Genomic DNA, 26,362 nt, shown 5'->3' on the forward strand with positions numbered 1-26,362 from the left:
ACGGATTATCAAAAAGGCCCGCTTGATATCAAGCGGGCCTTTTTTTGTCCTGGCGGTGTGCTTACTTGTGAATGGCCGCGGCCACTGCCTGGGTAATCGTGAAATCCACCAGATCGCCTTCCTTGAGTTGCTGCAGGCGCGCCTGCAAGGCCGGGTCCTTGACCTGGATCGTGCGCTTGCCGCCCTGTGGGCCCTTCAGGGTGACAAGGTTGGCGCTCTTGTTGATGTGCCAGATCTCGGCGGTAATCGTGGTTTGGCGGCCCACCGCGCCGCCTGGCTTGGCGCCCGGTGCACTGCGCGTCGCCGCCGTTTCTGTCTTGACCTCCGGGGCGCCCGAACCGGCGGGGCGCACATCGACCCCTACGGACTCGTAGTAATCCAAGGTCAGCATGTCGCCCGGCTTGATCTGCTGAAAATTGCGGACGTCGGGGCCGGCCACGACTTCGACCGTGTTGCCGTTGTCGCCTTGCAAGGTGATGGCGCGCGGGGCCGGGTCCACGGCGGTGACCTTGCCGGTAGCAGTGGTCATGGCCGCGCCGATGATGCGAGCGGAGGCTGCGATGGGCATCGCCAGCGTGCCCAGCAATAGGCCCGTCAAGGCCAGGCGTGCGACGGGTTTGAAGACGGATGTCGGGTTCTTCATGGTGTGGCGCCCTCCAAGAGAGGAAGTGTTGGGGAAAAAACACGAACGAACAGGCGTAGCGGGGCCGGAGGGATGGAATCCGTCGTCAGGGTAAAGGCGGGAAAGCAGGGGAGGCGCCGTGCCGAAAAGGCGCAGCGCAAGGCAGGCAAGCAAGGGGTCTGGCGTAGGACGACATATATCCGATCTCTCCAACCGGGCTATTTCTTCAAACGCACTAAGGGGGTATCGCAGGAAATGCAGGCGCAAGCGCGGCCAGGCGGCTACACTTCGGTCTGCGGCGGGCTTCGGCCCGTTTTGTAGAATACCCGGATGCGGTGTTTTACGATACAAATTGCGCCGCCCCGACTGATTCAGCACCTGCATTTGCCAGCCGGCTTGTTTAAGTGCTAGAATTTCCCGTTTTTCACAACTAATTCAAGGGATTACCTATGGTGGTGATTCGCCTGGCCCGCGGTGGGTCCAAGAAGCGTCCGTTTTACAACCTGGTGGCCACCGATTCGCGTAACCGTCGCGACGGCCGCTTTATCGAGCGCGTGGGTTTCTACAACCCCGTCGCTAGCGAAGGCACGGAAAACCTGCGCATTGCGCTGGATCGCGTGCAGTACTGGACTGGCACCGGCGCCCAACTGTCGCCCGCCGTCGAACGTCTGGTCAAGGACTACTCGGCCAAGGTTTCCGCCGCGGCTTAATTGCCTGCGTCGTATAGCCAAGCCGTTAGTTCAGCTGTAAAGCTACCATTCTTAGCTGTTTCATAACTATCAAGAGCGCGATACATGTCTGATGCCGCAACCTCTAACGCGGCGCCTACGGATTTGATCGAGCTGGGCCGCATCACTGCAGCCTACGGTGTGAAAGGCTGGGTTAAGGTGCAGCCTCATTCGGCCAATGCCGAAGTGCTGCTCTCAGCATCTCAATGGTGGTTGACTCGCCCTGTGCCTGAATTGGCGCGGGGCGCTGTCGCGTCTGCGCCTGTCGCAATCAAGGTGTTGCAAGCTCGCTCGCAGGGCGCCACGGTGGTGGCCCAACTGGCGGGTATTGTGGACCGCGACCAGGCCGAAGCCATGCGCGGATATTCCGTGCAGGCACCGCGCGGCTCTTTTCCCGCGCCGGAAGAAGACGAATACTACTGGGTCGACCTCATCGGTTGCGCGCTATATACCAGCGCCAATGGTGAACCCGCGCTTATTGGCGTAGTGGACGAAGTCCTTGATAACGGCGCTCATGCCGTCTTGAAGGTCTTGTGCCAGAAAGTTGGGGCCGAAGGGCCCGAACCCATTCTGAACGCCAAGGGCCGACCCGCCGAACTGCTTGTTCCGTTCGTACGCGCGCATATTCACGCCGTCGATCTGGCCGCTCGCCGCATTGACAGCGACTGGCCGGCGGATCTTTGATGCGATTTGACGTCATTACGCTCTTTCCCGAAATGTTCGGGGTAGTGCGCGATCTGGGTGTTACCGGCCGGGCGCATACCCAGGGCCGGTGGTCCCTGCATGCGTGGAATCCCCGTGATTTCACGCAGGACGTCCATCGCACGGTAGACGACCGCCCTTACGGTGGTGGTCCGGGAATGGTGATGATGGCCGCGCCGCTGGAAGCCGCCGTCAATGCCGCCCAGCAAGCGCGTGCCGCGCAAGGTCTGGGGCCTGCCCCCGTGGCTTTGCTGGCGCCGGTTGGTCAACGTTACGACCAGGCGGGCGCAGAAACTCTGGCCGCGGGCGATGGAATCATCCTGATCTGCGGCCGCTACGAAGGCGTGGACCAACGGTTCATTGAACGTTGCGTTACGCATGAAATCTCGCTGGGCGACTTTGTCTTATCCGGCGGGGAAATCGCCGCGCTTGCGGTGATCGATGCCGCCGTGCGCCTATTGCCGGGCGTGCTGAACGACGGTGACTCAGCCTTGCAGGACTCGTTTAACGACACCTTGTCCGGCCTGCTGGACAGCCCGCACTACACGCGCCCGGAAGTCTATGAAGGCGAGTCCGTACCCGCGCCGCTCCTGAGCGGCCATCATGCCAATATCGCCCGCTGGCGGCGTGAACGTTCGCTGGCCCTGACGGCGGCGCGTCGCCCCGAGTTGATTGAATCGGCTCGTGCCAAGGGGTGGTTGAACAAGGCGGATGAACGCTATCTGGCAGAACTGGCCGGCACCTATGACCCTGCTTCCGATGCGCCCAAGCGCCGTCGCAAGCCTGCGTCAAGGGCCTCCGCGCAATCCTCCAAGACGCCCGACGCGTCCTGAGCTTTTCCCCTTTTCAAACTTTTCATGACCGCTAGGGATGTTCCTAGGTTGTGAGCTTGTCGTGTGCTCCTTAGTATTGAAAATTACACATAAATGAAATTTTCACATGAGCAGATCCAACTCGGCCGCCTCGCGGGTGGCCCGTCCCGTCCCTGAGCATCACGCCTCGCCTTCGCCGGCAAGGGCGGCTTCGTTTGCGGGCAGGCCGGAATCGGCCGTGGACTTGTGGTTGGGTCAGCAACTGCGGCAATTACGCAAACAGCAAGGCCGATCCCTTGCCGATGTGGCGCGCGCCTGCGGGATGTCCCTGGGCTTGCTGAGCCAGATCGAGCGCGGCCTGAGTTCCGCCTCGGTCAAGGTGCTGCATCTGCTGGCGCGCGAATTCCAGGTTTCGGTCAATTCACTGCTGCGCAACGCCGAGCACACGCAGGGCGAAGACGGCGGCCGCGTTGCGCGCGCGGGCACGCACCGCTTCATCGATCTAAGCGAAAAAGGCATCAGCAAAGAGATGTACACGCCGCCAGCCTGCAGCAGCATGGACCTGTGCCGCGCCACCATTGAGCCCGGAGGTTCCACCGGCAACGAGCTTTTCGTGACGGGGCAGGGCGAGCAGATCGGGGTGGTGCTCAAGGGGTCGCTTGAATTATGGGTGGGCGACCGCGTGATGCTGCTGAATGAGGGCGACAGCTTTTGCTATGCCAGCAGCACCCCGCGGCGCTGGCGAAATCCTGGTTCGCAGACGACCGAGGTCATCTGGGCCATTTCCAACATCACTCAAGCCGCGGGGGACGACACGCAACAAGCGCCATAAGCGCGCAGCATCCACATCGGCGCGATGACACTGGGGATTGTCGCGCCACCGGACACGCAAGGCGTTGCCCGGACTTCTTTGCCACGATGAGGAAATGTCATGAAAATCAAGACTCTGGTTGTCTCTGTATTTGCAGCATTGTCCATGGCCGCGGGCGCGCAAGCCCAGACGGTGTTGAAAGTGGGGTCCACACCCACCGGCAGTCCCTTCACTTTCCTGGACACTAAAGCCAATAGCATCGAAGGCGTGATGGTCGACATCGTCAAGGCCGTTGGCAAAGAGGCGGGTTTCGAAGTGCAGATCGAGCCCATGGCGTTTTCCGCACTGATCGGATCGCTGACCTCAAAGCGTATCGACATCGTGTCGGCCGCCATGTTCATCACGCCGCAGCGCCAGCAGATCGTGAGCTTTTCCGAGCCCGTCTATCGCTACGGAGAGGGCTTGATGGTGTTGAAGAGCGACAACAAGGAATACAAGTCGTTCGCCGACATGAAAGGCATGACGGTCGGTGTGCAGGTGGGCACGGCTTTTGTCGAACCCGTGCAGAAGAGCGGCGTGTTCAAGGAAGTGAAGCTGTATGACAACCCGCCCGACATGATGCGCGACGCCAATGCGGGCCGCATCCAGGGTGGTTTCATGGACTACCCGATTGCCGCGTACATCCTGACGCAAGGCAACTATCCCAACCTGAAGATGGCGCAGTCTTACCAGCCGACCGTGATGGGCAGCCTGGGGCTGGCCACGCGCAAGGAAGACACGGCGCTGCTGGACCGTATCAATAAAGCGCTGGCCAAGCTCAAGGCGGACGGCGCCATCGACGCCATCCTGAAGAAGTGGGGCCTTTCCGGCTCGTAATGCGGCGTTAGTTCCAAGCAAGCAAGTGTTTTTGCAACAGCCTTGCCGGCGCGTATCCGCGCGCCGGCTGGCGGGGCGCATCCCGCGTTCCCGCAGGCGGTCTTGTCGGGGTGGGGTAGTTCATGACGGAATTCTTCAACGACGCGGCAGAGTACATGCCGATACTGCTGGAAGGCGCGAAGCTGACGATCCTGGTCACGCTGGGTTCGCTCGCGCTGTCGACGGTGCTGGGTCTGGTGTGGGCGCTGATGCGCGTCTCGGGAAACAACTTCCTGTCCAAGTTCAGCGCCGGCGTGATCAATCTGCTGCGCGGCATTCCCATCATCGTGCTGCTGTTCTATATCTATTTCGTCATGCCCGACATGGGGGTGTCGCTGACCGCGGTGCAGGCCGCCATCATCGGGCTGGGCGTCGCGTATTCCGCCTATCAGGCCGAGAACTTCCGCGCCGGCATCCAGGCGATTGACCGTGGCCAGATCGAAGCCGCCATGGCCATGGGCATGAGCTGGAGCATGACGATGCGGCGCGTGGTCCTGCCGCAAGCGGTCAAGATCGTGCTGCCGCCTTACGGCAACATCATGATCATGATGCTCAAGGACTCGTCGCAGGCGTCCACCATCACGGTGGCCGAGCTGGCCCTGCAAGGCAAGCTGATCGCGGTGTCTACCTTCAAGAACGCCACAGTGTTCTCTCTGGTGGCGTTGATGTACCTGGTGATGTGCGTGCCCTTGATTCTGCTGGTGCGCCATCTGGAAAAAAGGAGCACCACCAAATGATCGAACTTCGCGGAGTCCGCAAGAGCTTTGGTTCGCTGGAGGTGCTGAAAGGCATTGATGCCGACGTCAGCAAGGGCGAGGTGGTTTGCGTGATCGGCCCTTCCGGTTCGGGAAAATCCACGATCCTGCGCTGCATCAACGGGCTTGAGCGCTACAACGCAGGGCGCATCACCGTGGACGGAGAGCTGGTCGATGCCGACGCACCGTCCATCGTGTCCATTCGCACGCAAGTGGCCATGGTGTTTCAGCGCTTCAATTTGTTCCCGCATCGCACCGCATTGGAAAACGTCATTGAAGGGCCGATCTTCGTAAAGAAAGAGCCGCGTGCGCAAGTGCTTGAGCGCGGCCTCGAACTGCTGGCCAGCGTGGGCTTGGCGGACAAGGCCGATGCGCATCCGAACCAGTTGTCTGGCGGGCAGCAGCAGCGGGTAGCCATTGCGCGTGCACTGGCCATGCAGCCCAAGGCCATCTTGTTCGACGAGCCCACGTCCGCGCTGGACCCTGAACTGGTCGGCGATGTGCTGGGCGTCATGCGCAAGCTGGCGGAAGCCGGCATGACGATGGTCGTCGTGACGCACGAAATGAGCTTTGCCCGCGAGGTTGCCGACCGCGTCATGTTCTTTGACGGCGGGGTCATGGTAGAGCAGGGCGCCGCCCGCGAAGTGCTGAATCATCCGCAGCATCCCCGGACGCAGGATTTCCTGCACCGTGTGCTGCATCCCATGTAAGGAACCGTCATGCAGCAAGCGCCGTTTCCCCTTTCCCCGTCATTGTGGGCAGCGACCGCGGCGCCACCGCCGTCGACCGAGCCGCTGGCCGCTTCCACGCACGCCGATGTGTTGGTCATTGGTGGCGGCTATGCCGGTCTGAGCACTGCCTTGCATCTGGCCGAGCGGGGCGTGAAGACCGTCGTGCTGGAGGCGCGCGAAATTGGTTTTGGCGGCTCGGGCCGCAATGGTGGCCAGGTGATCCCAGGCTTGAAATACGACCCGGACGACTTGATCGCCATGTTCGGGCCTGAAAAGGGCGAACGGTTATTGCGGTTTGCGGGCAGCACGGCCGACTCGGTGTTCAACCTGATCGACCGCCACGCCATGGATGTGCCGCATGTGCGCAAAGGCTGGATCCAGGGCGCGCATACCGCCGAAGCCTTGCGCATTGCGCATAAACGCGCGGCGCAATGGGCGCGCCATGGCGTGGACGCGCAACCGTTGGATCGGGATCAGGTCGCGCGCTTGTTGGGCACGGATCGCTATCTGGGCGGTTGGGTCGACAAGCGCGCGGGGGCCGTGCAGCCCTTGAGCTACGTGCGCGGCCTGGCACGCGCCGCTTTGAATGCGGGTGCCTTGATCCACACGGAAACACCGGTCACCGGCCTGAAGCGTGACGGCGGCAAGTGGACGGCGTCCACCGCGCGCGGCGCCACCGTTACCGCGGACCGCGTCGTGATGTGTACGAACGCCTATGGTGGCGATCTGCTGCCCGGGCTCAAGACGTCCATCATTGACGCCAACACCTTCCAGGTGGCCACGGCGCCGCTGCCGGAGTCGGTGCGCGCGGGCATCTTTCCCGAAGGTCATGTCACGTCAGACACCCGCAATCTGTTGCTGTACTTCCGGCTTGACCACCAGGGCCGCCTGTTGATGGGCGGTCGGGGTCCGTTCCGTGAGCCCAAGGGGCCGCAAGATTGGGCGCACCTTGAGCGCGTCATGTTGAAGATGTTTCCGCAAGTGGCGGGTACACCCTTCGAATATCGCTGGTGCGGCCGCGTTGCCATTACGCGCGATTACCTGCCGCATTTGCACGAGCCACAGCCCGGCTTGCTGGTCGACATTGGTTGCCAGGGGCGCGGCGTGGGGCTGCAGACGAGCATGGGGCGCGCCATGGCGGAATATGTGGCCACGGGTGATGCCGCCGCGTTGCCGGTGCCCTTGTCGCCGGTGGTGCCGTTTCCGCTTTATGGCTTGCGCCGGCTGTATGTGAATGCCGTTGTCACCTGGTATCGCATGACGGACGGCGGCGTGTAGGTGCTGGGCCGTTAATGGTGGCCAGATAAAAAAACACCCCGGAGCATCGCTCCGGGGTGTTTGGCTTCAGCGCGATCCGCAGTCGCTTATTCGCCGAGCTTGGCGCGCTGTTCGCGCACCTTTTGCAGGGTTTCACCAAACTGCGCCATGCGCGCCTTTTCCTGTTCGACCACCGCTGCCGGGGCGCGCTCGACGAAGCTGGCGTTCGACAGCTTGCCGTTGGCCTTGGCGATTTCGCCTTCCAGGCGGGCAATTTCCTTGTCCAGGCGGATGCGTTCGGCGGCCACGTCGATCTCGACGTGCAGCATCAGGCGGCTGGCTCCCACCACTTGAACCGGCGCGCCGGCATCCGGCAAGACGTCCAGCACATCGACCTGGCTCAGCTTGGCCAGCGCGGCAAGGTAGGGCGCGTTGCGCTTGAGGGTGGGGGCGTCGCCTTGGGCGCACAACGGCACCTTCTGGGCGGGCGACAGGTTCATTTCGCCGCGCAATGCGCGCACGGCTTCAACTTGCGCCTTCAGCTCGGCTACGTCCGCTTCGGCGGCGGCATCCACGGCTGCCGGATTGGCCTGCGGATACGGCTGCACGCTGACGCTGTCGGTCACGCCTTCCTTGCGCTTGCCCGCCACCACCGACACCTTCTGCCACAGCTCTTCGGTGATGAACGGAATGATGGGGTGGGCCAGGCGCAGCACGCATTCCAGCACGCGGATCAGCGTGCGGCGCGTACCCAGTTGCTGGGCCGGCGTGCCGGTCTGGATCTGGACCTTGGCCAGTTCCAGGTACCAATCGCAGTATTCGTCCCAGACGTAGCGGTACAGCGCGTTGGCGATGTTGTCGAAGCGGTAGTCGGCAAAGCCGCGCGCCACGTCGGCTTCCAGCGTTTGCATCTGGCTGATGATCCAGCGGTCCACGAACGAGGTTTCGCCTGCGTCCGAACCGGTCAGGTCATGGCCTTCGGTGTTCATCAGCACGAAGCGCGTGGCGTTCCACAGCTTGTTGCAGAAGTTGCGATAGCCCTCGCAGCGCTTCAGGTCGAAGTTGATGTTGCGGCCCAGCGTGGCGTAGGCCGCCATCGTGAAGCGCAGCGCATCGGTGCCGAACGCCGGGATGCCGTCGGGGTACTGGCGGCGCGTGGCCTTTTCGATGTTGCCGGCCTGCTTGGGGTTCATCAGGCCGTAGGTGCGCTTGGCGACCAGGCCGTCCAGGTCGATACCGTCGATGAGGTCGACCGGGTCCAGCGTATTGCCCTTGGACTTGCTCATCTTCTGGCCGTCGGCATCGCGGATCAGGCCGTGCACGTAGACGTGCTTGAACGGGATCTGGCCGGTCATGTGCGTGGTCAGCATGACCATGCGCGCGACCCAGAAGAAGATGATGTCAAAGCCCGTCACCAGCACGCTGGAAGGCAGGTAGCGTTGCAGGTCCGGCGTGTTGTCCGGCCAGCCCAGCGTGGTGAAGGGCACGAGACCCGACGAGAACCAGGTGTCCAGCACGTCCGGATCCCGCGTGAGATCGCCCGTGACGCCGGCGGCGCGCGCCTGCTCGATGGCGCCCGCTTCGTCGTGCGCCACAAAGACCTGGCCGTCTTCCGAATACCAGGCCGGGATCTGATGGCCCCACCACAGTTGGCGCGAAATGCACCAGTCCTGGATGTTGTTCAGCCACTGGTTGTAGATGGTGGTCCAGTTGTCCGGGTAGAACTGGATGCGGCCGTCGGCCACCACTTCCAGCGCCACTTCGGTAATGCTCTTGCCCGGGTTCAGCGTGCCTTCCGGCGCGGGCTTGCTCATGGCCACGAACCATTGGTCGGTCAGCATGGGCTCCAGGACGACGCCGGTGCGGTCGCCCTTGGGCTGCATCATCTTGTGCGATTCAACCTTGACCAGATAGCCTTCGGCATCCAGCTGCGCAACGACGGCCTTGCGCGCTTCGTAGCGCTCCAGGCCCTGGAACTGCTTGGGGCCGTTTTCGTTGATGTGCGCGTCCAGCGTGAAGATCACGATCAGGGGCAGATCGTGGCGCATCGCGCAGGCGTAGTCGTTGAAGTCGTGCGCGCCGGTGATCTTCACGCAGCCCGTACCGAATTCCGGGTCAACGAAATCGTCAGCGATGATCGGGATGTTGCGGTCGCACAGCGGCAGTTCGACTTCCTTGCCAACCAGGTGCTGATAGCGGGGGTCATCGGGGTGCACGCACAGCGCGCCGTCGGCCAGCATCGTTTCCGGGCGGGTCGTGGCGATGGTGAGGCCACGCAAGGTGACGGTCTGGCCGTCTTTGTCGACGATGGTCTGCGGGCCGTCCACGAAGGGGTAGAGGATGTGCCACATGTGGCCCTCGGTCTCTTCCGACTGCACTTCCAGGTCGGACACGGCGGTCAGCAGTTTCGGGTCCCAGTTGACCAGGCGCTTGCCGCGGTAGATCAGGCCCTGTTTATGCAGGCGCACGAAAGTCTCGACCACGCCGCGCGACATGCGGTCGTCCATCGTGAAGTATTCGCGCGGCCAGTCGGCCGAGGCGCCCAGGCGGCGCACCTGTTCGGTGATGGCATTGCCCGACTTTTCCTTCCATTCCCAGACCTTTTCCACGAATTTTTCGCGGCCGAGGTCATGACGGGAAACCTTCTGGGCATCCAGCTGTCTTTCAACAACGATCTGCGTGGCGATGCCGGCGTGGGCGGTGCCGGGAATGAAGACGGTGTCGTCGCCGGCCATGCGGCGGTAGCGCACCAGGCCGTCCATGATGGTCTGGTTGAAGGCGTGGCCCATGTGCAGGGTGCCCGTCACGTTGGGCGGCGGGAACTGAATAACGTAGGGCTGGCTTTCCGTCCCCGTTTTTACGTGCTGGCCCGCCGTGAAGTATCCGCGCTTGTCCCATTCGGCATACCAGCGCGATTCCAATTCGGAGGGTTCGAAGCTCTTGGAGAGTTCCGGGGTGTCGCTCGCGGGATTCGCGGCGTTCGGGGGAGCAGCTTGAGTCATTACAGGGTTCCGGCAGACAGGGCGCCCGGCGTAGGGATACGGGCAGCAAACCGCTCATTTTAAGATGTAATGCGGTCTTCTCAGCGTGTTAGAATACCGGGTTACTGTAAACCTTTTAGAAGTCCCTGAATTCATTGAGGATTCCTTCAGAAATGTGCGCTTAAAAGCCCACGTTTCGGTATCCTCGACAAGAATCATGGGCACGTCCGATCGGTGGCCAGTGTCGAATCCCTGCCTTGGCAAGCGGTTCAGGCCGGCCCGGAATGTTCAACGGAATCGTTCAAACACGCCGGACCGCCTGCGCGCGCATCGCGCGATGACACTTCAAGGGTGACACCGACAAGTGCAGAGCCACGCCAGGCAATTCATCAGAAACCAGTCAGAAATCAGTTTTCGGAGTTCCTAATGTCCATTCAACGCACCCTCTCGATCATCAAGCCCGACGCCGTCGCCAAGAACGTCATCGGCCAGATCGTCGGCCGCTTCGAACAAGCCGGCCTGAAGGTCATCGCTGCCCGCCTGGCGCAACTGTCGCGCGCCGATGCCGAGCGTTTCTACGCCGTGCACAAGGAACGCCCCTTCTTCAAGGACCTGGTCGATTTCATGATCTCGGGCCCCGTGTTCGTGCAAGTGCTGGAAGGTGAAGACGCCATCCAGAAGAACCGCGACCTGATGGGCGCCACGGACCCGAAGAAGGCCGAAGCCGGCACCATCCGCGCCGACTTCGCCGACAGCATCGACGCCAACGCCGTGCACGGCTCGGACGCTCCGGAAACGGCTGCTGTCGAAGTCGCTTTCTTCTTCCCCGAAATCAACATCCACAGCCGTTGATTTTCGCGTAAGCACTGAATTAGTTTTTTAGCGTTACCCAGGTCATGGAATCCGTCGAACGAATCAATCTGCTGGGGCTGGATGGCTCCGCCCTGTCCGAACTTGTCGGGCAGTGGGGCGGCAAGCCGTTTCGCGCTCGCCAGCTGCAGCGCTGGATGCACCAGCGCGGCGCCGATTCGTTCGACGCCATGACTGATCTGGCCCGCGAATTTCGCAGCCAGCTCGCGTCCAACTGCCGCATCGAGGCCTTGCCCGTCAATATCGAGCAACGCTCGACCGACGGCACGCGCAAGTGGCTGTTCGACGTGGGGCAGGGCAATGCCATCGAAACCGTCTTCATCCCCGAAGACGATCGCGGCACCCTTTGCATTTCCAGCCAAGCCGGCTGCGTGGTCAATTGCCGCTTTTGCTCGACCGGGCATCAGGGCTTCAACCGCAACCTGAAAACCAGCGAAATCATCGGCCAGTTGTGGTGGGCCAAGCGCGTGCTGGAAGCCGATATCGGCACCGCCCGCCTGGCGAACGCCAAGGCCACCGAAGATACGCGCGTCGTCAGCAACGTGGTGATGATGGGCATGGGTGAGCCCCTGCTCAATTACGACCAGGTGCTGCCGGCCCTGCGCCTGATGCTCGACGACAACGCCTACGGCCTGTCGCGCCGCCGTGTCACGGTGTCCACGTCGGGCGTGGTCCCCATGATGGACCGCCTGTCGCAAGACTGTCCGGTGGCGCTGGCGGTGTCGCTGCACGCGCCCAACGATGCGCTGCGCGACGAGCTCGTGCCGCTGAACAAGAAATACCCGCTGAAAGAGTTGCTGGCGGCCTGCGAGCGCTATCTGGCGTTTGCCCCGCGCGACTTCATCACTTTTGAATACTGCATGCTGGACGGCATCAACGATACCGACCAGCACGCCAAGGAACTGATCCAAATTGCACGCCAGTTGCGCTGCAAGCTCAATCTGATTCCGTTCAACCCCTTCCCTGAGTCGGGCCTGAAGCGTTCCAACTCCGCGCGCGTGAAAGTGTTTGCGCAGCGGCTGATGGACGCCGGCATCATCACGACCGTGCGCAAGACCCGGGGTGACGACATCGATGCGGCTTGTGGTCAACTGGCCGGAGAAGTGCGCGACCGCACTCGGATTACCGAGCGCAACGCTGCACAGCGCCAGACCATACCAATTAAACAGGTGCATGCATGACGCAGGATGTCGCTTCTGCAGTTTCTGAAACGCCCGCCGGTGCTGCGGGCAATATCGGCTCGGCATTGCGCGCGCTGCGCCAGTCCAAGGGCTGGTCGCTTGATGAGGTTTCCAGCCGCATCAAGTTTTCCACCAAGCAGATCGACGCCCTTGAAAACGAAGCGTGGGCGGACTTGCCCACCGGCGTTTCGCTGCGGGGCCTGGTCCGCAACTATGCGCGCCTGCTGGGCGCTGATTCCCAAGCCATCGTCGATTCGCTGGACCCGAAGGCCCGCGTCACCGGTCCGGTGAAGCTAAGCCCGGGCGCCTTGCATTCGGCGCATTCCATTCCCCAGTCCAGCGCTGACGACGAACGTTCGTCGTCCACCTCCTGGGGCTGGCTGATTGCCATCGTGCTGGTGCTGGCCGCCGGCGTGGCGTACGCCTTCTGGCAAGGCTGGTTGCCGCAGCAATGGCTGCCGTTCGACTGGCTGCCCAAGCCCACCAAGTAAACCGGTTCCACCGATGCAAGATTCCTCTCTGCCTTGCCACGATGCGCCGCCTCCCTCTGTCGGGGCCGCCATGCGCCGCGCCACCCGTTCCGTGGCGGTGAAGTGGGGCGATCGCGTTGTCATGGTTGGGGGCGACGCCCCGGTCGTGGTGCAGTCCATGACCAATACCGACACGGCTGACCCCATCGCCACGGCGATCCAGGTCAAGGAACTGGCGCTGGCCGGCTCCGAGCTGGTACGGATCACGGTGAATACGCCCGAGGCGGCCCGCGAAGTGGTCGCCATCCGCGAACAGCTTGATCGCATGGGCGTGAATGTGCCACTGGTTGGAGACTTCCACTACAACGGCCACAAGCTGCTGACGCAGTTTCCGGAGTGCGCGCAGGCGCTGTCCAAGTACCGGATCAATCCGGGCAACATGGGCGGCGGCAAGCGGCGCGACGACAACTTCGCTCAGATGATCGAAGTGGCTTGCCGTTACGACAAGCCCGTGCGCATTGGCGTGAACTGGGGCAGCCTGGACCACGAACTGATGGCGCGCAAGATGGACGAAAACAGCCGCCGCGCGCAGCCCTGGGAGGCCCAGGCCGTGATGCGTGACGCGCTGGTCGTGTCGGCCATCACCAATGCGCAGCGCGCCGAAGAACTTGGCTTGCGCCGTGACGCCATCATCCTGTCGTGCAAGGTCAGCCATGTGCAGGACCTGATCGCGGTCTACCGCGACCTGTCCGCCCGTTGTGATTACCCCCTGCATCTGGGCCTGACCGAAGCCGGCATGGGCAGCAAGGGCATCGTGGCGTCCACCGCCGCGCTGGCGGTGCTGCTGCAGCAGGGCATCGGCGACACCATCCGTATTTCGTTGACGCCGGAACCCGGCGGCGACCGCAGCCGCGAAGCGGTTGTGGCGCAAGAAATCCTGCAGACCATGGGCCTGCGCGCGTTCACCCCCATGGTGGTGGCGTGCCCCGGTTGCGGCCGCACCAGCAGCACGTTCTTCCAGGAACTGGCTGACAGCATCCAGTCCTACCTGCGTCGCCAGATGCCGGTCTGGAAGGCGCAGTACCCCGGCGTCGAAAGCATGAACGTCGCGGTCATGGGCTGTGTGGTCAATGGGCCGGGCGAAAGCCGCCATGCCGATATCGGTATCAGTCTGCCGGGAACGGGCGAAGTGCCCGCGGCGCCGGTATTCGTGGATGGCGAACGCACGGTCACGCTCAAGGGCGACCATATCGCCGAAGAGTTCCAGGCCATCGTCGAAGACTACGTGGCGCGCCGGTACGGCGTGCTCGCTTCTCATTAAAAGAAAGGGTGTAGCCGCAAGCGCGCCGGCAGGTGCGCGATGCGGCATGATCAAGATGACTCAAGCTTTCCAGAAAGTCGCCGCCATACGCGGCATGAATGACGTGTTGCCCGGGCCGAGCGCCCGCTGGGAACAATTCGAGGAAATCGTGCGCGGCTGGCTGCGCGGCTACGGCTATCGCAATGTGCGTACGCCCGTGCTTGAGCATACGCGCCTGTTCACGCGCGGCATCGGCGAAGTCACGGACATCGTCGAAAAAGAGATGTACACGTTCACCGATGCCTTGAACGGTGAATCGCTGACGATGCGCCCTGAAATGACGGCCGGTATCGTGCGCGCCTCCATCGAGCACAACATGCTCTATGACCGCCCGCAGCGCGTCTACTCGATTGGCCCGGTGTTTCGCCACGAGCGCCCGCAGCGCGGCCGCTACCGCCAGTTCCATCAGATCGACGTGGAAGCCTTGGGCTTCGTCGGTCCTGATGTGGACGCCGAACTTATCGTCATGCTGGCGCGCCTGTGGAAGCTGCTGGGCTTGAAGGATGTGCGCCTGGAACTGAATTCCCTGGGGCAGCCCGCAGAACGCGCCGCGCATCGCGCCGCATTGATCGAGCACCTGGAAAAGCACCGCGACATTCTCGACGAAGACGGCCAGCGCCGCTTGTACACGAACCCGCTGCGCGTGCTGGACACCAAGAACCCCGCCATGCAGGAAATGGCCAACAGTGCGCCGCGCCTGTTTGATTTCCTGGGCGATGAATCCCGCGCGCACTTTGAAGGCGTGTGCCAGCGTCTGACCGAAGCCGGCATTGAATACAGCTTGAACCCGCGCCTGGTGCGCGGCCTGGACTACTACAACCTGACGGTGTTCGAGTGGGTTACCGACCGTCTGGGTTCGCAAGGCACGGTGTGCGGCGGCGGTCGCTACGACGGGCTGATCGAACTGCTGGGCGGCAAGCCCGCCCCGGCGGTCGGCTTTGCGATCGGCATGGAACGCCTGCTTGACCTTTGGGAACAAAGCGTCCAGCTCGACGCCCCGGCCGAATGCGATGTCTATGTGGTGCACCAAGGCGAAGAAGCGCAGCGCCTGGCGGCGAGCGTCGGCGAAACCTTGCGTGATGCCGGCCTGTCGGTGATCGTGCATGCGGGTTCGGCCGGCTTCAAGTCCCAATTCAAGCGCGCGGATGCCAGCGGCGCCCGGGTTGCGGTTATTCTTGGCGCCGACGAAGTCACTTCGCAGACCGCCAGCGTCAAATATTTGCGTGCGGACGCCCAGGGCGACAACGCGCAGCAGCAGGTGCCGCTTGCGGACCTGGCTGCGGTACTGAACAACAAGGGTTAAGGCATGGCATACGATCTCGAAGAACAGGAAAAGCTGGACGCCATCAAGGCGTGGTGGGCCCGATACGGCACGCTGGTTGTGTCGCTGTTTGCCGCGGTGGCGTTGGCGTGGGGCGGATGGTGGGGCTGGAAGGCCTACGAGTCGCATCGCACCAACCAGGCCATGGGCTACTTCGAGGCGCTGGAAGACGCTGCTCGCCTGGGTGGTGCTGATTCGTCGGTGCGCATCAAGGCCGCCGCCGCCACGCTGCGCGAACAGTACCCGGCCACTGGCTATGCCGCGCGCGGCGCGCTGGTCGCGGCGCAGGCGCTGCAAGCCCAGAAAGACGATGCCGGCGCACGTGAACAACTGGAATGGCTGGCGGCGCAGGGCAAGAACCCGTCCATGCAAGCCGTTGCCCGGCTGCGCCTGGCCGGCATGCTGCTGGACCAAAAGCAGTTTGATGCCGCGCTGGCGCAATTGAACAACCCGCCGGCTGCGTTTGCCGCCTTGTTCGCGGATCGCCGCGGCGATGTCCTTGCCGCGCAGGGCAAGCGCGATGAGGCGCGTGCCGCGTGGCAAAGCGCCATCGATGGCCTGGGTACGGCTAACCCGCTGACCCAAGTCGTGCAACTGAAATTGGATGCCCTGAGCGGAGCGTGACTGTAATGCGTAAATTTGCACCTGGTCGTACGTGGCGTGGCGCCGTTTGCCTGGCAGGCTTGCTTGCATTGGGCGGTTGCGGCCTGTTTTCCCGTGACGATGGCCGTTATGATCCCGCGCCGCTGACTGAGTACAAGGCAGGCATGTCGGTGCGTCAGGTCTGGTCCACGTCGATCGGCAGCGGGTCTGGCCTGGGCTTCGCGCCCACCGTGCTGGGTTCCGCCGTCTACGCCGCCACGCCGGACGGTTCGGTCGGCAAGTTCGACCTGCAAAGCGGCCGGCCCTTGTGGAAGGCCAATGCCGACACCAAGCTGGCGGCCGGCGCCGGCAGCGACGGCACCACCACCGCCGTCGCCTCGCCTGACGGCGAAGTCATCGCCTTCGACGACACCGGCAAGGTCAAGTGGAAGGTCCGCGCCACCAGCGACGTTACCGTCCCGCCGGTGGTGGGCTACGGCATCGTCGTGGTCCGTAGTGGCGACTATCGCATCCAGGCGTTCGATGCCAACAGCGGCGAGCGTGTTTGGAACGTGCAGCGTCCCGGCCCGTCACTGGCCTTGCGCAGCGTGTCGCAGATGGTTCTGGCTGAAGGCCTCGTCATCTCGGGGCTGCCCGGTGGCAAGCTGATGGCAATTGCGTCGGACAGCGGCAACGTGCAATGGGAAGGCACCGTGGCAACGCCGCGTGGCGCTAGCGACCTGGAACGCCTGACCGACGTCGTCGGCACGCCGCGCATCGCGGGAAATCTTCTTTGCGCGGTGGCTTATCAAGGGCGTATCGTCTGCTTTGAGGTTACGGCCGGCGGCCGTCCGCTGTGGGCCAAGGATTTCTCCAGCGTCAGCGGCATGACGCTGGATGACCGCTTTGCCTACGCAGCGGATCAAAATAGCGTCGTCAGCGCGTTTGCGCTGGATAATGGCGGCAACGTGTGGAAGCAGGCGGCTCTGAAGAACCGTCAACTGACCGCACCGGCCCTGCTGGGCGGCGCGCTCGCGGTTGGCGATCTGGAAGGCTATCTGCACTTTCTGTCGCGTAGTGACGGCAGCCTGATGGCGCGGCTGTCCGTGGGTGGAGGCGCCGTCGTTTCGCCGCCGCAAACCACCCCCCAAGGTGTGCTGGTCCAGACGGGCAATGGCAATCTCGTCCTGATCGGCGCCAACTAAAACCTATAGAACAAAGCCTTACACCGTGTCTTTCAAGCCTGTCGTTGCCCTGGTCGGTCGCCCCAATGTGGGGAAGTCGACCCTTTTCAACCGCCTGACGCGATCTCGCGCCGCGTTGGTGGCCGATTTTTCCGGCCTGACCCGCGATCGCCATTACGGTGAGGGCAGGGTAGGCGAGATCCCGTTCATCGCTATCGATACCGGCGGTTTCGAGCCCGTCGCCAAAGACGGTATCTTGCTGGAGATGGCTCGCCAGACCCGGCAGGCCATCGCCGAAGCCGACGTCGTGGTGTTTTTGGTCGACGCGCGCGCCGGCCTGAACGCTCACGACCACGAGATCGCCCAACTGCTGCGCAAGTCTGGCCAGCAGCGCGTTCTGCTGGCGGTGAACAAGGCGGAAGGCATGGGCTTGGGCCCCGCCATTTCCGAGTTCCATGAACTTGGCCTGGGTCAGCCCTATCCGATTTCGGCGGCGCACGGCGACGGCATCGTCGACCTGATCGAGCTCGCGCTTAAGGATCTGGCCGAGCCGCCCTCGGAAGAAGAATCTTTCGAAGAAGGCGAGGGCGAGCACGATCACCGCATCAAGCTGGCGATCGTGGGCCGTCCGAACGTCGGCAAGTCGACGCTCATCAACACGCTGATGGGCGAAGAGCGCGTGATTGCGTTCGACCTGCCCGGCACGACGCGCGACGCCATCGAAATTGATTTCGACCGTGACGGCCGGCGCTACACGCTGATCGACACCGCCGGCCTGCGCAAGCGCGGCAAGGTGTTCGAGGCTGTCGAGAAGTTCTCGGTCATCAAGACGCTGCAGGCCATTGAGGCCAGCAACGTCGTGCTGCTGATGCTGGACGCGCATACCGAGATCTCCGAGCAGGATGCCCACATTGCGGGCTTCGTGCTGGAAACGGGTCGCGCCGTGGTGGTTGCCATCAATAAATGGGATGGCCTGGACGGCGAGGAAAAGGAACGCATCGAACGCGAATTCCAGCGCAAGCTGCGGTTCCTGTCGTTCGCGCGCATGCACACGATTTCCGCGTTGCGCGGGCAGGGCATCAAGCCGTTGCTGAAGTCGATCAATTCGGCGCATGCCGCGGCGTTCGCCAAATTGTCCACGCCGAAGCTGACGCGTGAACTGCAGGCCGCCATCGAGCAGCAACAGCCGCCGCGCAAGGGCATCTTCCGCCCCAAGATGCGGTATGCGCACCAAGGTGGCCAAAACCCGCCGCTGGTCGTTATCCACGGCAACGCGCTGGATGCCATCCCTGATTCGTATCGCCGCTATCTGGAAACGCGTTTCCGTAATGCGTTTGACCTGGCCGGTACGCCGCTGCGCATCGAATTCAAGTCGTCGCACAACCCCTACGCGCAGGAAAGCTGATCCATGAGCCGTTTCTGGAGTCCCGTGGTCGGGACGCTCAGTCCGTATGTTCCGGGCGAGCAGCCCAAGCTTCAGAACCTGGTCAAGCTGAACACCAACGAGCATCCTTACGGGCCCTCGCCCAAGGTGATCGAGGCCATCCGCGCAGCCAGCGACGACACACTCAAGCTGTATCCGGACCCGTCGTCCGATCAGCTGCGCCAAGCCATAGCGGCCACGGTTGGCGTGCAAGCCAACCAGGTCTTCGTCGGCAACGGTTCCGACGAGGTGCTGGCGCACGCTTTTCTTGCGCTGCTCAAGCACGACAAGCCGCTGCGCTTTCCGGACATCACCTACAGCTTTTATCCGGTCTATTGCGGGCTGTACGGCATTGAGTACGAAACGGTGCCGTTGGCGGCGGACTTTTCCATCAACGTTGATGACTACCTGCCCGGTACAAACGGGCAGGCAGGCGCCATCATCTTCCCGAATCCCAATGCGCCTACCGGCAGAGCGCTGAGCTTGGCCGACGTTGAGCGCATCGTGGCGGCCAACCCGGACGCGGTCGTGGTGGTGGACGAAGCCTATGTGGACTTCGGCGGTGAATCCGCTGTGGGGCTGGTCGCGCGCTACGACAATCTGCTGGTGGTACAGACGCTGTCCAAGTCGCGTTCGTTGGCGGGGTTGCGCGTGGGCTTCGCGGTGGGAAGCGCCGAGCTTATCGACGGGCTCGAGCGCGTAAAGAACAGTTTCAACTCCTACCCCATCGATCGCCTGGCATCGGCCGGCGCAGTGGCGGCATTGGAAGATACAGAGTACTTTGAGCAAACGCGCCAAGCCGTGATCGAAACCCGCTCGCGGATGACGGCAGGCCTGGAGGCGTTGGGCTTTGAGGTGTTGCCGTCGGCAGCGAATTTCGTGTTTGCGCGGCATCCCTTGAAAGACGCCGCAGGCCTGGCCGCCGACTTGCGTGAACGCAGCATCATCGTGCGTCATTTCCGTCATGCGCGCATTGACCAGTTTCTTCGCATTACCGTGGGCACCGACGAGCAGGTAAACCTGCTTCTGAAAGCGCTCGCGGAGGTCCTGCAAACGTGATTTTCAGAGCCATTTCAGCTTGAAATCTCTGGTGTCACTTTTGCTTCCCGGCCAAGTAGCACGGGCCGGGAAAACCCTGTAGAGTACATGCTTCGATGTGCTCCACCAGTACAAGAAAGCACATCATCATTCAATAACAAACAAATGGAGCCTGGCCAATGAGCAATAAAGGGCAAACTTTGCAAGATCCGTTCCTGAACACGCTGCGCAAGGATCATGTGCCCGTGTCGATTTACTTGGTGAACGGTATCAAGCTTCAAGGGCAAATCGAATCTTTTGATCAGTACGTGGTGTTGCTGCGTAATACGGTCACGCAAATGGTTTACAAGCACGCCATTTCTACCGTTGTTCCCGCACGCGCCGTAAATTTCCAGGTGGAAGTCCCTGCTGAATAGTCTCGCTCCAGCTTTACCTTTTTTTGCCCGCCGGACGGTTCTCGGCGGCGGGCATTTTCGCTTTGGCTCCAATATGGTGCATGTATGCGCGCTCTGATTATCAGCGTCGATCTGGGTGACCCGGACTTCGCTGCCCACGCCGAAGAATTCGCCATGTTGGCCAAGGGGGCGGGCGCTGAAGTCGTCGGCACCCTTACCGCTCGGCGCGACCGGCCCGATGCCAAGTTTTTTATCGGCTCGGGCAAGGCGGATGAGGCCGTTGGAATGGCGCAGGCCCTATTGGCCGATATCGTTCTGTTCGATCAACCGTTGTCGCCCGCCCAGCAACGCAACCTTGAACGCGCTTTCAATCTGCGCGTGGTGGACCGCGTTGCGCTGATCCTGGATATCTTCGCCTTGCGTGCGAAAAGCCACGAAGGCAAATTGCAGGTCGAACTGGCGCAGTTGCAGCATTTGGCCACGCGCCTTACGCGCATGTGGAGCCACCTGGAGCGTCAGCGCGGTGGTATCGGGATGCGCGGCCCAGGTGAATCGCAGCTTGAAATGGACCGCCGCATGATCGGCGCCAAGGTCAAGACGCTGCGCGAACGGCTGGACCGCGTTGAGCGCCAGCGTGTGACCCAGCGTCGTGCTCGGGCGCGAGGCGGCGCCTTGTCGGTGTCGCTGGTGGGTTATACCAACGCGGGAAAGTCCACGCTGTTCAACGCGCTGACGCGCGCGGACAGCTATGCCGCCGACCAGCTCTTCGCAACGCTCGATACCACCACCCGCCGCATCTGGATCGAAGGTGCCGGGTCCGTCGTGGTGTCGGACACAGTGGGCTTCATTCGTGATCTGCCTCACGGCCTTATTGCCGCGTTCCGCGCAACGCTGGAAGAAACCGTGCATGCCGATTTGCTGCTGCACGTGGTTGATGCGGCCAGCCCCCAGCGCGACGAGCAGATCTTTGAAGTGAACAAGGTACTTGCCGAAATCGGCGCGTCCGCCATTCCGACCATCCTGGTATACAACAAGATTGACCGGGCCGGCCTGGAACCCCGGGTGGAACGCGATGCACATGGTACGATTGCGCGAGTATTTGTAAGCGCCACCGAGCGCGCCGGTCTGGATGCGTTGCGCGGGGCAATTGCGGAGACCGGACAGATTGTGGGAAACAATGCCGCGAATTATCAAACTCTTCAATCTGAATGACCCCGGTTGGGGTCGTGGGAATAACAATGGCTCCGAGCCGCCGCCGAAGCGGCCTCAAGGCAATGGAGACGGCCCACCTGACCTGGACGAAGTCTGGCGCGATTTCAACAATCGCATCGGCTCGTTGTTTGGTCGCAAGGGCGGTGGCGGTGGTAACAACCGCCCCAACAACCGAGGCGGCATGACGCCGCCTTCTCCGCGTGGTGCGCGCATTGGCCTGGGCGTTATTGCCCTGGTTGCAGTGGGCATCTGGCTGGCCAGCGGCTTCTACATTGTGCAAGAAGGCCAGGTCGCGGTTGTGACCCAATTCGGCAAGTACAAGAGCACCTCGCAAGCCGGCTTCCAGTGGCGCTTGCCGTATCCCATTCAAAGCCAGGAAATCGTCAATGTGTCGCAACTGCGCACGTTCGAAGTCGGTTTCCGCGGCGGTTCGCGCAACAAGGTTCTGCCTGAAGCGCTGATGCTCACGACGGACGAGAACATCGTCGACATGCAGTTCGTCGTGCAATACCGCCTGCGCGCCGATGGCGCTCCTGACTACCTGTTCCAAACGCGCGATCCGGACGAATCGGTCCGCCAGGCCTCTGAAACGGCCATGCGCGAAGTCGTGGGCAAGCAGCGGATGGACTTCGTGCTGTACGAAGGCCGTACCGAAGTTGCCACGCAGGTGCAGGCGTTGATGCAGCAGATCCTGGACCGCTACCAAAGCGGCGTGCAGGTCAGCACCGTCGCCATTCAAAACGTGCAGCCGCCCGAGCAGGTGCAAGCCGCCTTCGACGACGCCGTCAAGGCCGGTCAAGACCGCGAGCGCCAGATCAACGAAGGCCAGGCCTATGCCAACCAGGTCGTGCCGCTTGCCAGTGGTCAGGCTTCGCGCATGACTGAGCAGGCCGAAGGCTACAAGGCCAAGGTTGTGGGCGACGCGCAGGGTAATACGTCGCGCTTCACCAGCATTCTGGGCGAATACGAAAAGGCGCCGCAAGTCATGCGCCAGCGCATGTACCTGGAAAGCATGCAGGACATCTTCACGCGCGCCAGCAAGGTTATGGTCGACACCAAGAGCAACAACAACATGTTGTATTTGCCCCTGGACAAGATCATGAATCTGGCAGCTCAAGACGCTGGCAAGTCCACCGTCGGCAACCCGGGTTCGCCTGCGTTGATCAGTCCGCCGATTCAACCGCCGTTGCGTAGCAACGTGGTCCCGGTGCCCCAATCTTCCGGCAGCAGCAATAGCAACACGCTGCCTCGCGACCGCACGTCGCGCTAACCCGGAGGAATTCTGATCATGCAACGTTTTATGCCCATCCTGGTCGGCCTGCTTATCGTGCTGGCTGCCCTGTCGTCCACCGTCTTCGTCGTGCGCGAGCGCGACTACGCCCTTGTGTTCTCGCTGGGTGAAGTGCGCAAGACCATCAATGAACCCGGCCTGTACTTCAAGGCGCCGCCGCCGTTTCAGAACGTGGTGACGCTCGACAAGCGCATTCTGACCATCGAAACCAACGAAGCCGAACGCATCCAGACTTCCGAAAAGAAGAACCTGCTGATCGACTCGTACGTGAAGTGGCGTATTGCGGATCCCCGTCAATACTACGTTTCGACGGGCGGCAATGAGCGCGTGGCGCAAGAGCGCCTGCAAGCGCTGATCCGCGACGCCTTGAACGCTTCGGTCAACGTGCGCACGGTGCGCGACGTGGTCTCGACCGAACGCGACAAGATCATGGCCGAGATCCTGGCGAACGTGGCCAAGCGCGCCGAACCCTTGGGCGTGCAGATCGTCGACGTGCGTTTGCGCCGGATCGAGTTCGCGCCGGAAATTTCGGAATCGGTGTACCGCCGCATGGAAGCGGAGCGTACGCGCGTCGCCAACGAGCTGCGTTCCATCGGTGCCGCCGAAGGCGAAAAGATCCGCGCCGAAGCGGATCGTCAGCGTGAAGTGATCGTGGCCCAGGCTTATGCCAAAGCGCAGGGCATCATGGGTGAAGGCGACGCTGCCGCCGCCTCGATCTATGCGCAGGCCTACGGCAAGAACCCGCAGTTCTACACGTACTACAAGAGCCTGGAAGCCTACCGTGCTTCGTTCTCGAAGCCGGGCGACGTACTGGTGGTCGACCCCAGCTCCAGCTTCTTCCAGTTCATGAAGGACCCGGCCGGTGACGCTTTGGCGCCGGTTACCGTGCCCGCCAAGTAAGTCGGCGGCGCATCGCGGAACGAAAAGCCCCTTGGAATTCCAAGGGGCTTTTTCTTGATACGCAGCCAGGCAAGACAATAGGGGGACAGTTTGGCGGCGGCTGAATCCCGGCTGGCGCTGCTCGCTGACTCATGTACAATACCGCGTAAGCTAGAAAACATTCCGCAGCGGCTGAGCGGGCTTACGCCCCCTCAGCCGCTTTTTCGTTTGGGCGACGCCCACGCATCACTTGGCGTTATTCAGGTAAACATTCATGGGTAACTGGTTGCTGCCCGAGAGCCTTGCCGACGTACTTCCGGCAGAGGCCCGGCGCATCGAGGAATTGCGCCGCGAACTTCTCGATTTGTACCGTACTTACGGCTTCGAGCTGGTCGCGCCGCCCCTGGTCGAATACATCGATTCATTGCTGTCCGGCACCGGTAGCGATCTGGGTCTGCGCACGTGCAAGCTGGTTGATCAGCTGACCGGGCGCACTCTGGGTGTGCGGGCCGACATGACTCCTCAGGTCACGCGCATTGATGCGCACTTGTTGAACCGCGCTGGCGTAACCCGCCTGTGCTATTGCGGTAACGTGCTGCACGCTCGCCCGGCTGATCTGCTGTCCAGCCGCGAGCTGTTGCAAATCGGCGCCGAGATCTACGGTCATGCAGGTTTTGAAGCCGATCTGGAAATCATCCAGCTTGTGCTGGAAACGGTGGCGATCGCCGGGGTGCGCAACCCCCGTCTGGACTTGTGCCATCCGGGTGTGGTTCGCGCCATCGTCGAGTCGGACCCGGCCGCCGTGGCGTTGGCGGAAGACGTTATTCGTTTGCTGCGCGATAAAGACGTGCCAGGGTTGGTTGAGCTGGCCTCGCGCGCGCCGGGCATGCGGGAAGAGACGCTTAAGGCGTTGACCTTGCTGCCGAATTTGTACGGTGGCCCGGAAGTGCTGAAAAATGCGCGCCGAGAATTGCCGTTGTTGCCGGGTGTGGCGGCGGCATTGGACGCGTTGCAAGCGCTGGTGGACGCGATGCCCAATGTGGCGTTTGGTGTGGATCTGGCCGACGTGGGTGGGTATGGCTACCACTCCGGCGTGAAGTTCGCACTGTATGCGGAAGGCTGGCACGACGCGCTGGTCAGTGGTGGCCGCTACGACGACGTCAGCCGTGCCTTCGGTCGGGCTCGTCCGGCAACTGGTTTCAGTCTGGATTTACGCAAACTGGCGGCGGGTTTGCCGCCAGCGGAACGGGCGCGTGCGGTTCGCGCGCCTTGGGGGCAAGCCCCCGCCTTGACCGAGGCGGTTCGCCGTCTGCGCAGGTCAGGGGAAATTGTCGTTCAGGTATTGCCCGGTCACGAGCAGGATCAGGACGAATTCGTTTGCGATCGCGAGCTGGCGCTGCAAGATGGCGCCTGGACGGTCAGAACGCTGTGACTAACTCCCTCTTGGAAACGAGAGGGCCGCGGGGAGATTTCCGGATTTCCCGAGAAACTCGATATTGATTCGTAACATGAGCAAGAACGTAGTCGTAATCGGCACCCAATGGGGTGACGAGGGCAAGGGCAAGATCGTCGACTGGCTGGCGGAATCCGTCCAGGGCGTGGTTCGCTTTCAGGGCGGTCACAACGCCGGCCATACGCTGTGGATCAACGGCAAGAAGACGATTCTGCGCCTGATCCCGTCGGGCATCATGCATCCTGGTGTCACCTGCTTTATTGGCAATGGCGTCGTGCTGTCCCCGGAAGCTCTGCTCAAGGAAATCGAAGAGCTGGAAGCTGCGGGTCTGGACGTGCGTTCGCGCCTGCAGATTTCCGAAATCTGCCCGCTGATCCTGCCTTATCACGTGGCCATCGACAAGGCGCGCGAAGCGCGCAAGGGCGAGGGCAAGATCGGCACGACCGGTCGTGGCATTGGGCCGGCGTACGAAGACAAGGTCGCCCGTCGCGCACTGCGCGTGCAGGACTTGTTCAACCCGTCGCTGTTTGACGAAAAGCTGGCCGAAGTGCTGGATTACCACAACTTCGTGCTGACCAAGTACTTGGGCGCCGAAGCGGTGTCGGCTGACGAGGTGCGCGATCAGGCCATGGCGCTGGCTCCGGCCATTGCGCCGATGGTCAAGGACGTGTCCAGCAACCTGTACGCAATGCAGCAGGAAGGCAAGCGCATTCTTTTCGAAGGTGCGCAGGGCGCTTTGCTGGACGTCGATCACGGCACGTACCCCTTCGTCACCAGCAGCAATTGCGTGGCTGGTGCCGCGTCCGCGGGTGCTGGCGTAGGCCCGCAGCAATTGGATTACGTGTTGGGTATCACCAAGGCGTACACCACCCGCGTCGGTTCGGGCCCGTTCCCCACGGAATTGGTTGACGAGATCGGCACCCGCCTGGCCACCATCGGCAAGGAATTCGGTTCGGTCACAGGTCGTCCGCGTCGCTGCGGCTGGTTTGATGGCGCGGCGCTGAAGCGTTCGGTCCGTCTGAACGGCATTTCCGGCCTGTGCATCACCAAGCTGGACGTGTTGGACGGTTTGGAAACGATTCAACTTGGCGTCGGCTACCGCGTGAACGGCGAATTCCGCGACGTGCTGCCTTATGGCGCGCACGCGGTTGCGCAAGCGCAACCGGTCCTGGAAGAGCTGCCGGGTTGGTCGGAATCGACCGTCGGCATCACCGAGTACGACAAGCTGCCCGCCGCGGCCCGTCGTTACCTGGAGCGCGTTGCCGAAGTTTGCGGTGTGCCGATCGACCTGGTGTCGACGGGCCCTGACCGCAACGAAACCATTGTCCTGCGTCATCCCCTGAAGGGCTGATCGGGTTAATATTCCAAAGGCCGCCCCCGGTCTCATAC

The 26,362-nt window shown here is 62.3% G+C and carries 25 protein-coding genes; 23 read left to right on the forward strand and 2 right to left on the reverse strand.

Annotated features, from left to right (window positions below):
• Positions 1-61 precede the first annotated feature (61 nt).
• Positions 62-643: a hypothetical protein gene (locus tag ACE04A_RS13990; protein ID WP_485820227.1), complete on the reverse strand. Its 582-nt coding sequence runs from the start codon at positions 641-643 to the stop codon at positions 62-64.
• A 428-nt stretch (positions 644-1,071) separates the two neighbouring features.
• On the opposite strand from ACE04A_RS13990, the gene rpsP reads away from it, so the two are divergent.
• The 8 genes from rpsP (at position 1,072) to ACE04A_RS14030 (ending at position 7,354) form a co-directional block, all read left to right on the forward strand.
• Positions 1,072-1,332, forward strand: a complete 261-nt coding sequence (rpsP, locus tag ACE04A_RS13995; RefSeq protein ID WP_006224007.1) for a 30S ribosomal protein S16 — start codon at positions 1,072-1,074, stop codon at positions 1,330-1,332.
• Positions 1,333-1,416: 84 nt separating this feature from the next.
• Positions 1,417-2,034, forward strand: a complete 618-nt coding sequence (gene rimM, locus ACE04A_RS14000; protein ID WP_259253157.1) for a ribosome maturation factor RimM — start codon at positions 1,417-1,419, stop codon at positions 2,032-2,034.
• Entirely contained in the window at positions 2,034-2,885 is an 852-nt protein-coding gene (trmD, locus tag ACE04A_RS14005) for a tRNA (guanosine(37)-N1)-methyltransferase TrmD (protein WP_448717939.1), read from the forward strand. Before rimM ends, trmD begins: the two co-directional genes overlap by 1 nt.
• A 106-nt stretch (positions 2,886-2,991) precedes the next feature.
• Positions 2,992-3,696 carry a helix-turn-helix domain-containing protein gene (locus tag ACE04A_RS14010; protein WP_448717940.1) on the forward strand — a complete coding sequence of 235 codons (705 nt, stop codon included), beginning with the start codon at positions 2,992-2,994 and terminating at the stop codon, positions 3,694-3,696.
• A gap of 99 nt (positions 3,697-3,795) precedes the next feature.
• Positions 3,796-4,551, forward strand: coding sequence for an ABC transporter substrate-binding protein (locus tag ACE04A_RS14015; RefSeq protein ID WP_100855075.1), 756 nt, complete (start codon positions 3,796-3,798; stop codon positions 4,549-4,551).
• A gap of 122 nt (positions 4,552-4,673) precedes the next feature.
• Positions 4,674-5,327 (forward strand): amino acid ABC transporter permease, encoded by a 654-nt coding sequence (locus tag ACE04A_RS14020; RefSeq protein WP_448717941.1) that lies wholly within the window; start codon positions 4,674-4,676, stop codon positions 5,325-5,327.
• Positions 5,324-6,055, forward strand: a complete 732-nt coding sequence (locus ACE04A_RS14025; protein ID WP_279996856.1) for an amino acid ABC transporter ATP-binding protein — start codon at positions 5,324-5,326, stop codon at positions 6,053-6,055. Before ACE04A_RS14020 ends, ACE04A_RS14025 begins: the two co-directional genes overlap by 4 nt.
• Positions 6,056-6,064: 9 nt before the next feature.
• Positions 6,065-7,354: an NAD(P)/FAD-dependent oxidoreductase gene (locus ACE04A_RS14030; RefSeq protein WP_259253154.1), complete on the forward strand. Its 1,290-nt coding sequence runs from the start codon at positions 6,065-6,067 to the stop codon at positions 7,352-7,354.
• 86 nt (positions 7,355-7,440) lie between these two features.
• Here the strand turns inward: ACE04A_RS14030 and ACE04A_RS14035 are convergent, their stop codons facing one another.
• A complete protein-coding gene (locus ACE04A_RS14035) occupies positions 7,441-10,335 on the reverse strand; it encodes a valine--tRNA ligase (protein ID WP_485820228.1) in 2,895 nt (964 codons plus the stop codon).
• 405 nt (positions 10,336-10,740) lie between these two features.
• On the opposite strand from ACE04A_RS14035, the gene ndk reads away from it, so the two are divergent.
• The 15 genes from ndk (at position 10,741) to ACE04A_RS14110 (ending at position 26,324) form a co-directional block, all read left to right on the forward strand.
• On the forward strand, positions 10,741-11,166 hold the full coding sequence (gene ndk, locus ACE04A_RS14040; protein WP_006218576.1) for a nucleoside-diphosphate kinase: 426 nt from the start codon (positions 10,741-10,743) through the stop codon (positions 11,164-11,166).
• A 44-nt stretch (positions 11,167-11,210) separates the two neighbouring features.
• Complete coding sequence (rlmN, locus tag ACE04A_RS14045; RefSeq protein WP_050446283.1) at positions 11,211-12,365, forward strand: dual-specificity RNA methyltransferase RlmN; 1,155 nt, start codon at positions 11,211-11,213, stop codon at positions 12,363-12,365.
• Positions 12,362-12,856, forward strand: coding sequence for a helix-turn-helix domain-containing protein (locus tag ACE04A_RS14050; protein ID WP_259253152.1), 495 nt, complete (start codon positions 12,362-12,364; stop codon positions 12,854-12,856). Before rlmN ends, ACE04A_RS14050 begins: the two co-directional genes overlap by 4 nt.
• Before the next feature lie 13 nt (positions 12,857-12,869).
• On the forward strand, positions 12,870-14,156 hold the full coding sequence (ispG, locus tag ACE04A_RS14055; protein WP_259253151.1) for a flavodoxin-dependent (E)-4-hydroxy-3-methylbut-2-enyl-diphosphate synthase: 1,287 nt from the start codon (positions 12,870-12,872) through the stop codon (positions 14,154-14,156).
• Between the two features lie 55 nt (positions 14,157-14,211).
• The gene (gene hisS / locus ACE04A_RS14060; protein ID WP_259253150.1) at positions 14,212-15,498 is read left to right on the forward strand and encodes a histidine--tRNA ligase; all 1,287 of its coding nucleotides are present in this window, start codon (positions 14,212-14,214) and stop codon (positions 15,496-15,498) included.
• Between the two features lie 3 nt (positions 15,499-15,501).
• Positions 15,502-16,140: a YfgM family protein gene (locus tag ACE04A_RS14065; protein WP_100855082.1), complete on the forward strand. Its 639-nt coding sequence runs from the start codon at positions 15,502-15,504 to the stop codon at positions 16,138-16,140.
• Positions 16,141-16,145: 5 nt separating this feature from the next.
• The gene (bamB, locus tag ACE04A_RS14070; protein WP_485820229.1) at positions 16,146-17,303 is read left to right on the forward strand and encodes an outer membrane protein assembly factor BamB; all 1,158 of its coding nucleotides are present in this window, start codon (positions 16,146-16,148) and stop codon (positions 17,301-17,303) included.
• A gap of 25 nt (positions 17,304-17,328) precedes the next feature.
• Positions 17,329-18,687 carry a ribosome biogenesis GTPase Der gene (der, locus tag ACE04A_RS14075; RefSeq protein ID WP_259253148.1) on the forward strand — a complete coding sequence of 453 codons (1,359 nt, stop codon included), beginning with the start codon at positions 17,329-17,331 and terminating at the stop codon, positions 18,685-18,687.
• Positions 18,688-18,690: 3 nt separating this feature from the next.
• Positions 18,691-19,764 carry a histidinol-phosphate transaminase gene (hisC, locus tag ACE04A_RS14080; RefSeq protein WP_448717946.1) on the forward strand — a complete coding sequence of 358 codons (1,074 nt, stop codon included), beginning with the start codon at positions 18,691-18,693 and terminating at the stop codon, positions 19,762-19,764.
• Positions 19,765-19,922: 158 nt separating this feature from the next.
• Positions 19,923-20,159, forward strand: coding sequence for an RNA chaperone Hfq (gene hfq / locus ACE04A_RS14085; RefSeq protein WP_006218585.1), 237 nt, complete (start codon positions 19,923-19,925; stop codon positions 20,157-20,159).
• A gap of 84 nt (positions 20,160-20,243) precedes the next feature.
• Entirely contained in the window at positions 20,244-21,350 is a 1,107-nt protein-coding gene (gene hflX, locus ACE04A_RS14090) for a GTPase HflX (RefSeq protein WP_050446291.1), read from the forward strand.
• The gene (hflK, locus tag ACE04A_RS14095) at positions 21,316-22,620 is read left to right on the forward strand and encodes an FtsH protease activity modulator HflK (protein ID WP_259253141.1); all 1,305 of its coding nucleotides are present in this window, start codon (positions 21,316-21,318) and stop codon (positions 22,618-22,620) included. The genes hflX and hflK overlap by 35 nt, the downstream gene beginning before the upstream one ends.
• 18 nt (positions 22,621-22,638) lie before the next feature.
• The gene (hflC, locus tag ACE04A_RS14100) at positions 22,639-23,541 is read left to right on the forward strand and encodes a protease modulator HflC (RefSeq protein ID WP_259253139.1); all 903 of its coding nucleotides are present in this window, start codon (positions 22,639-22,641) and stop codon (positions 23,539-23,541) included.
• Positions 23,542-23,794: 253 nt separating this feature from the next.
• Complete coding sequence (locus tag ACE04A_RS14105; RefSeq protein WP_448717947.1) at positions 23,795-24,952, forward strand: ATP phosphoribosyltransferase regulatory subunit; 1,158 nt, start codon at positions 23,795-23,797, stop codon at positions 24,950-24,952.
• Positions 24,953-25,028: 76 nt separating this feature from the next.
• Positions 25,029-26,324 (forward strand): adenylosuccinate synthase, encoded by a 1,296-nt coding sequence (locus tag ACE04A_RS14110; RefSeq protein ID WP_162941177.1) that lies wholly within the window; start codon positions 25,029-25,031, stop codon positions 26,322-26,324.
• The last annotated feature ends 38 nt before the right edge of the window (positions 26,325-26,362 follow it).

The organism is Achromobacter colocynthidis (genome assembly GCF_057334535.1).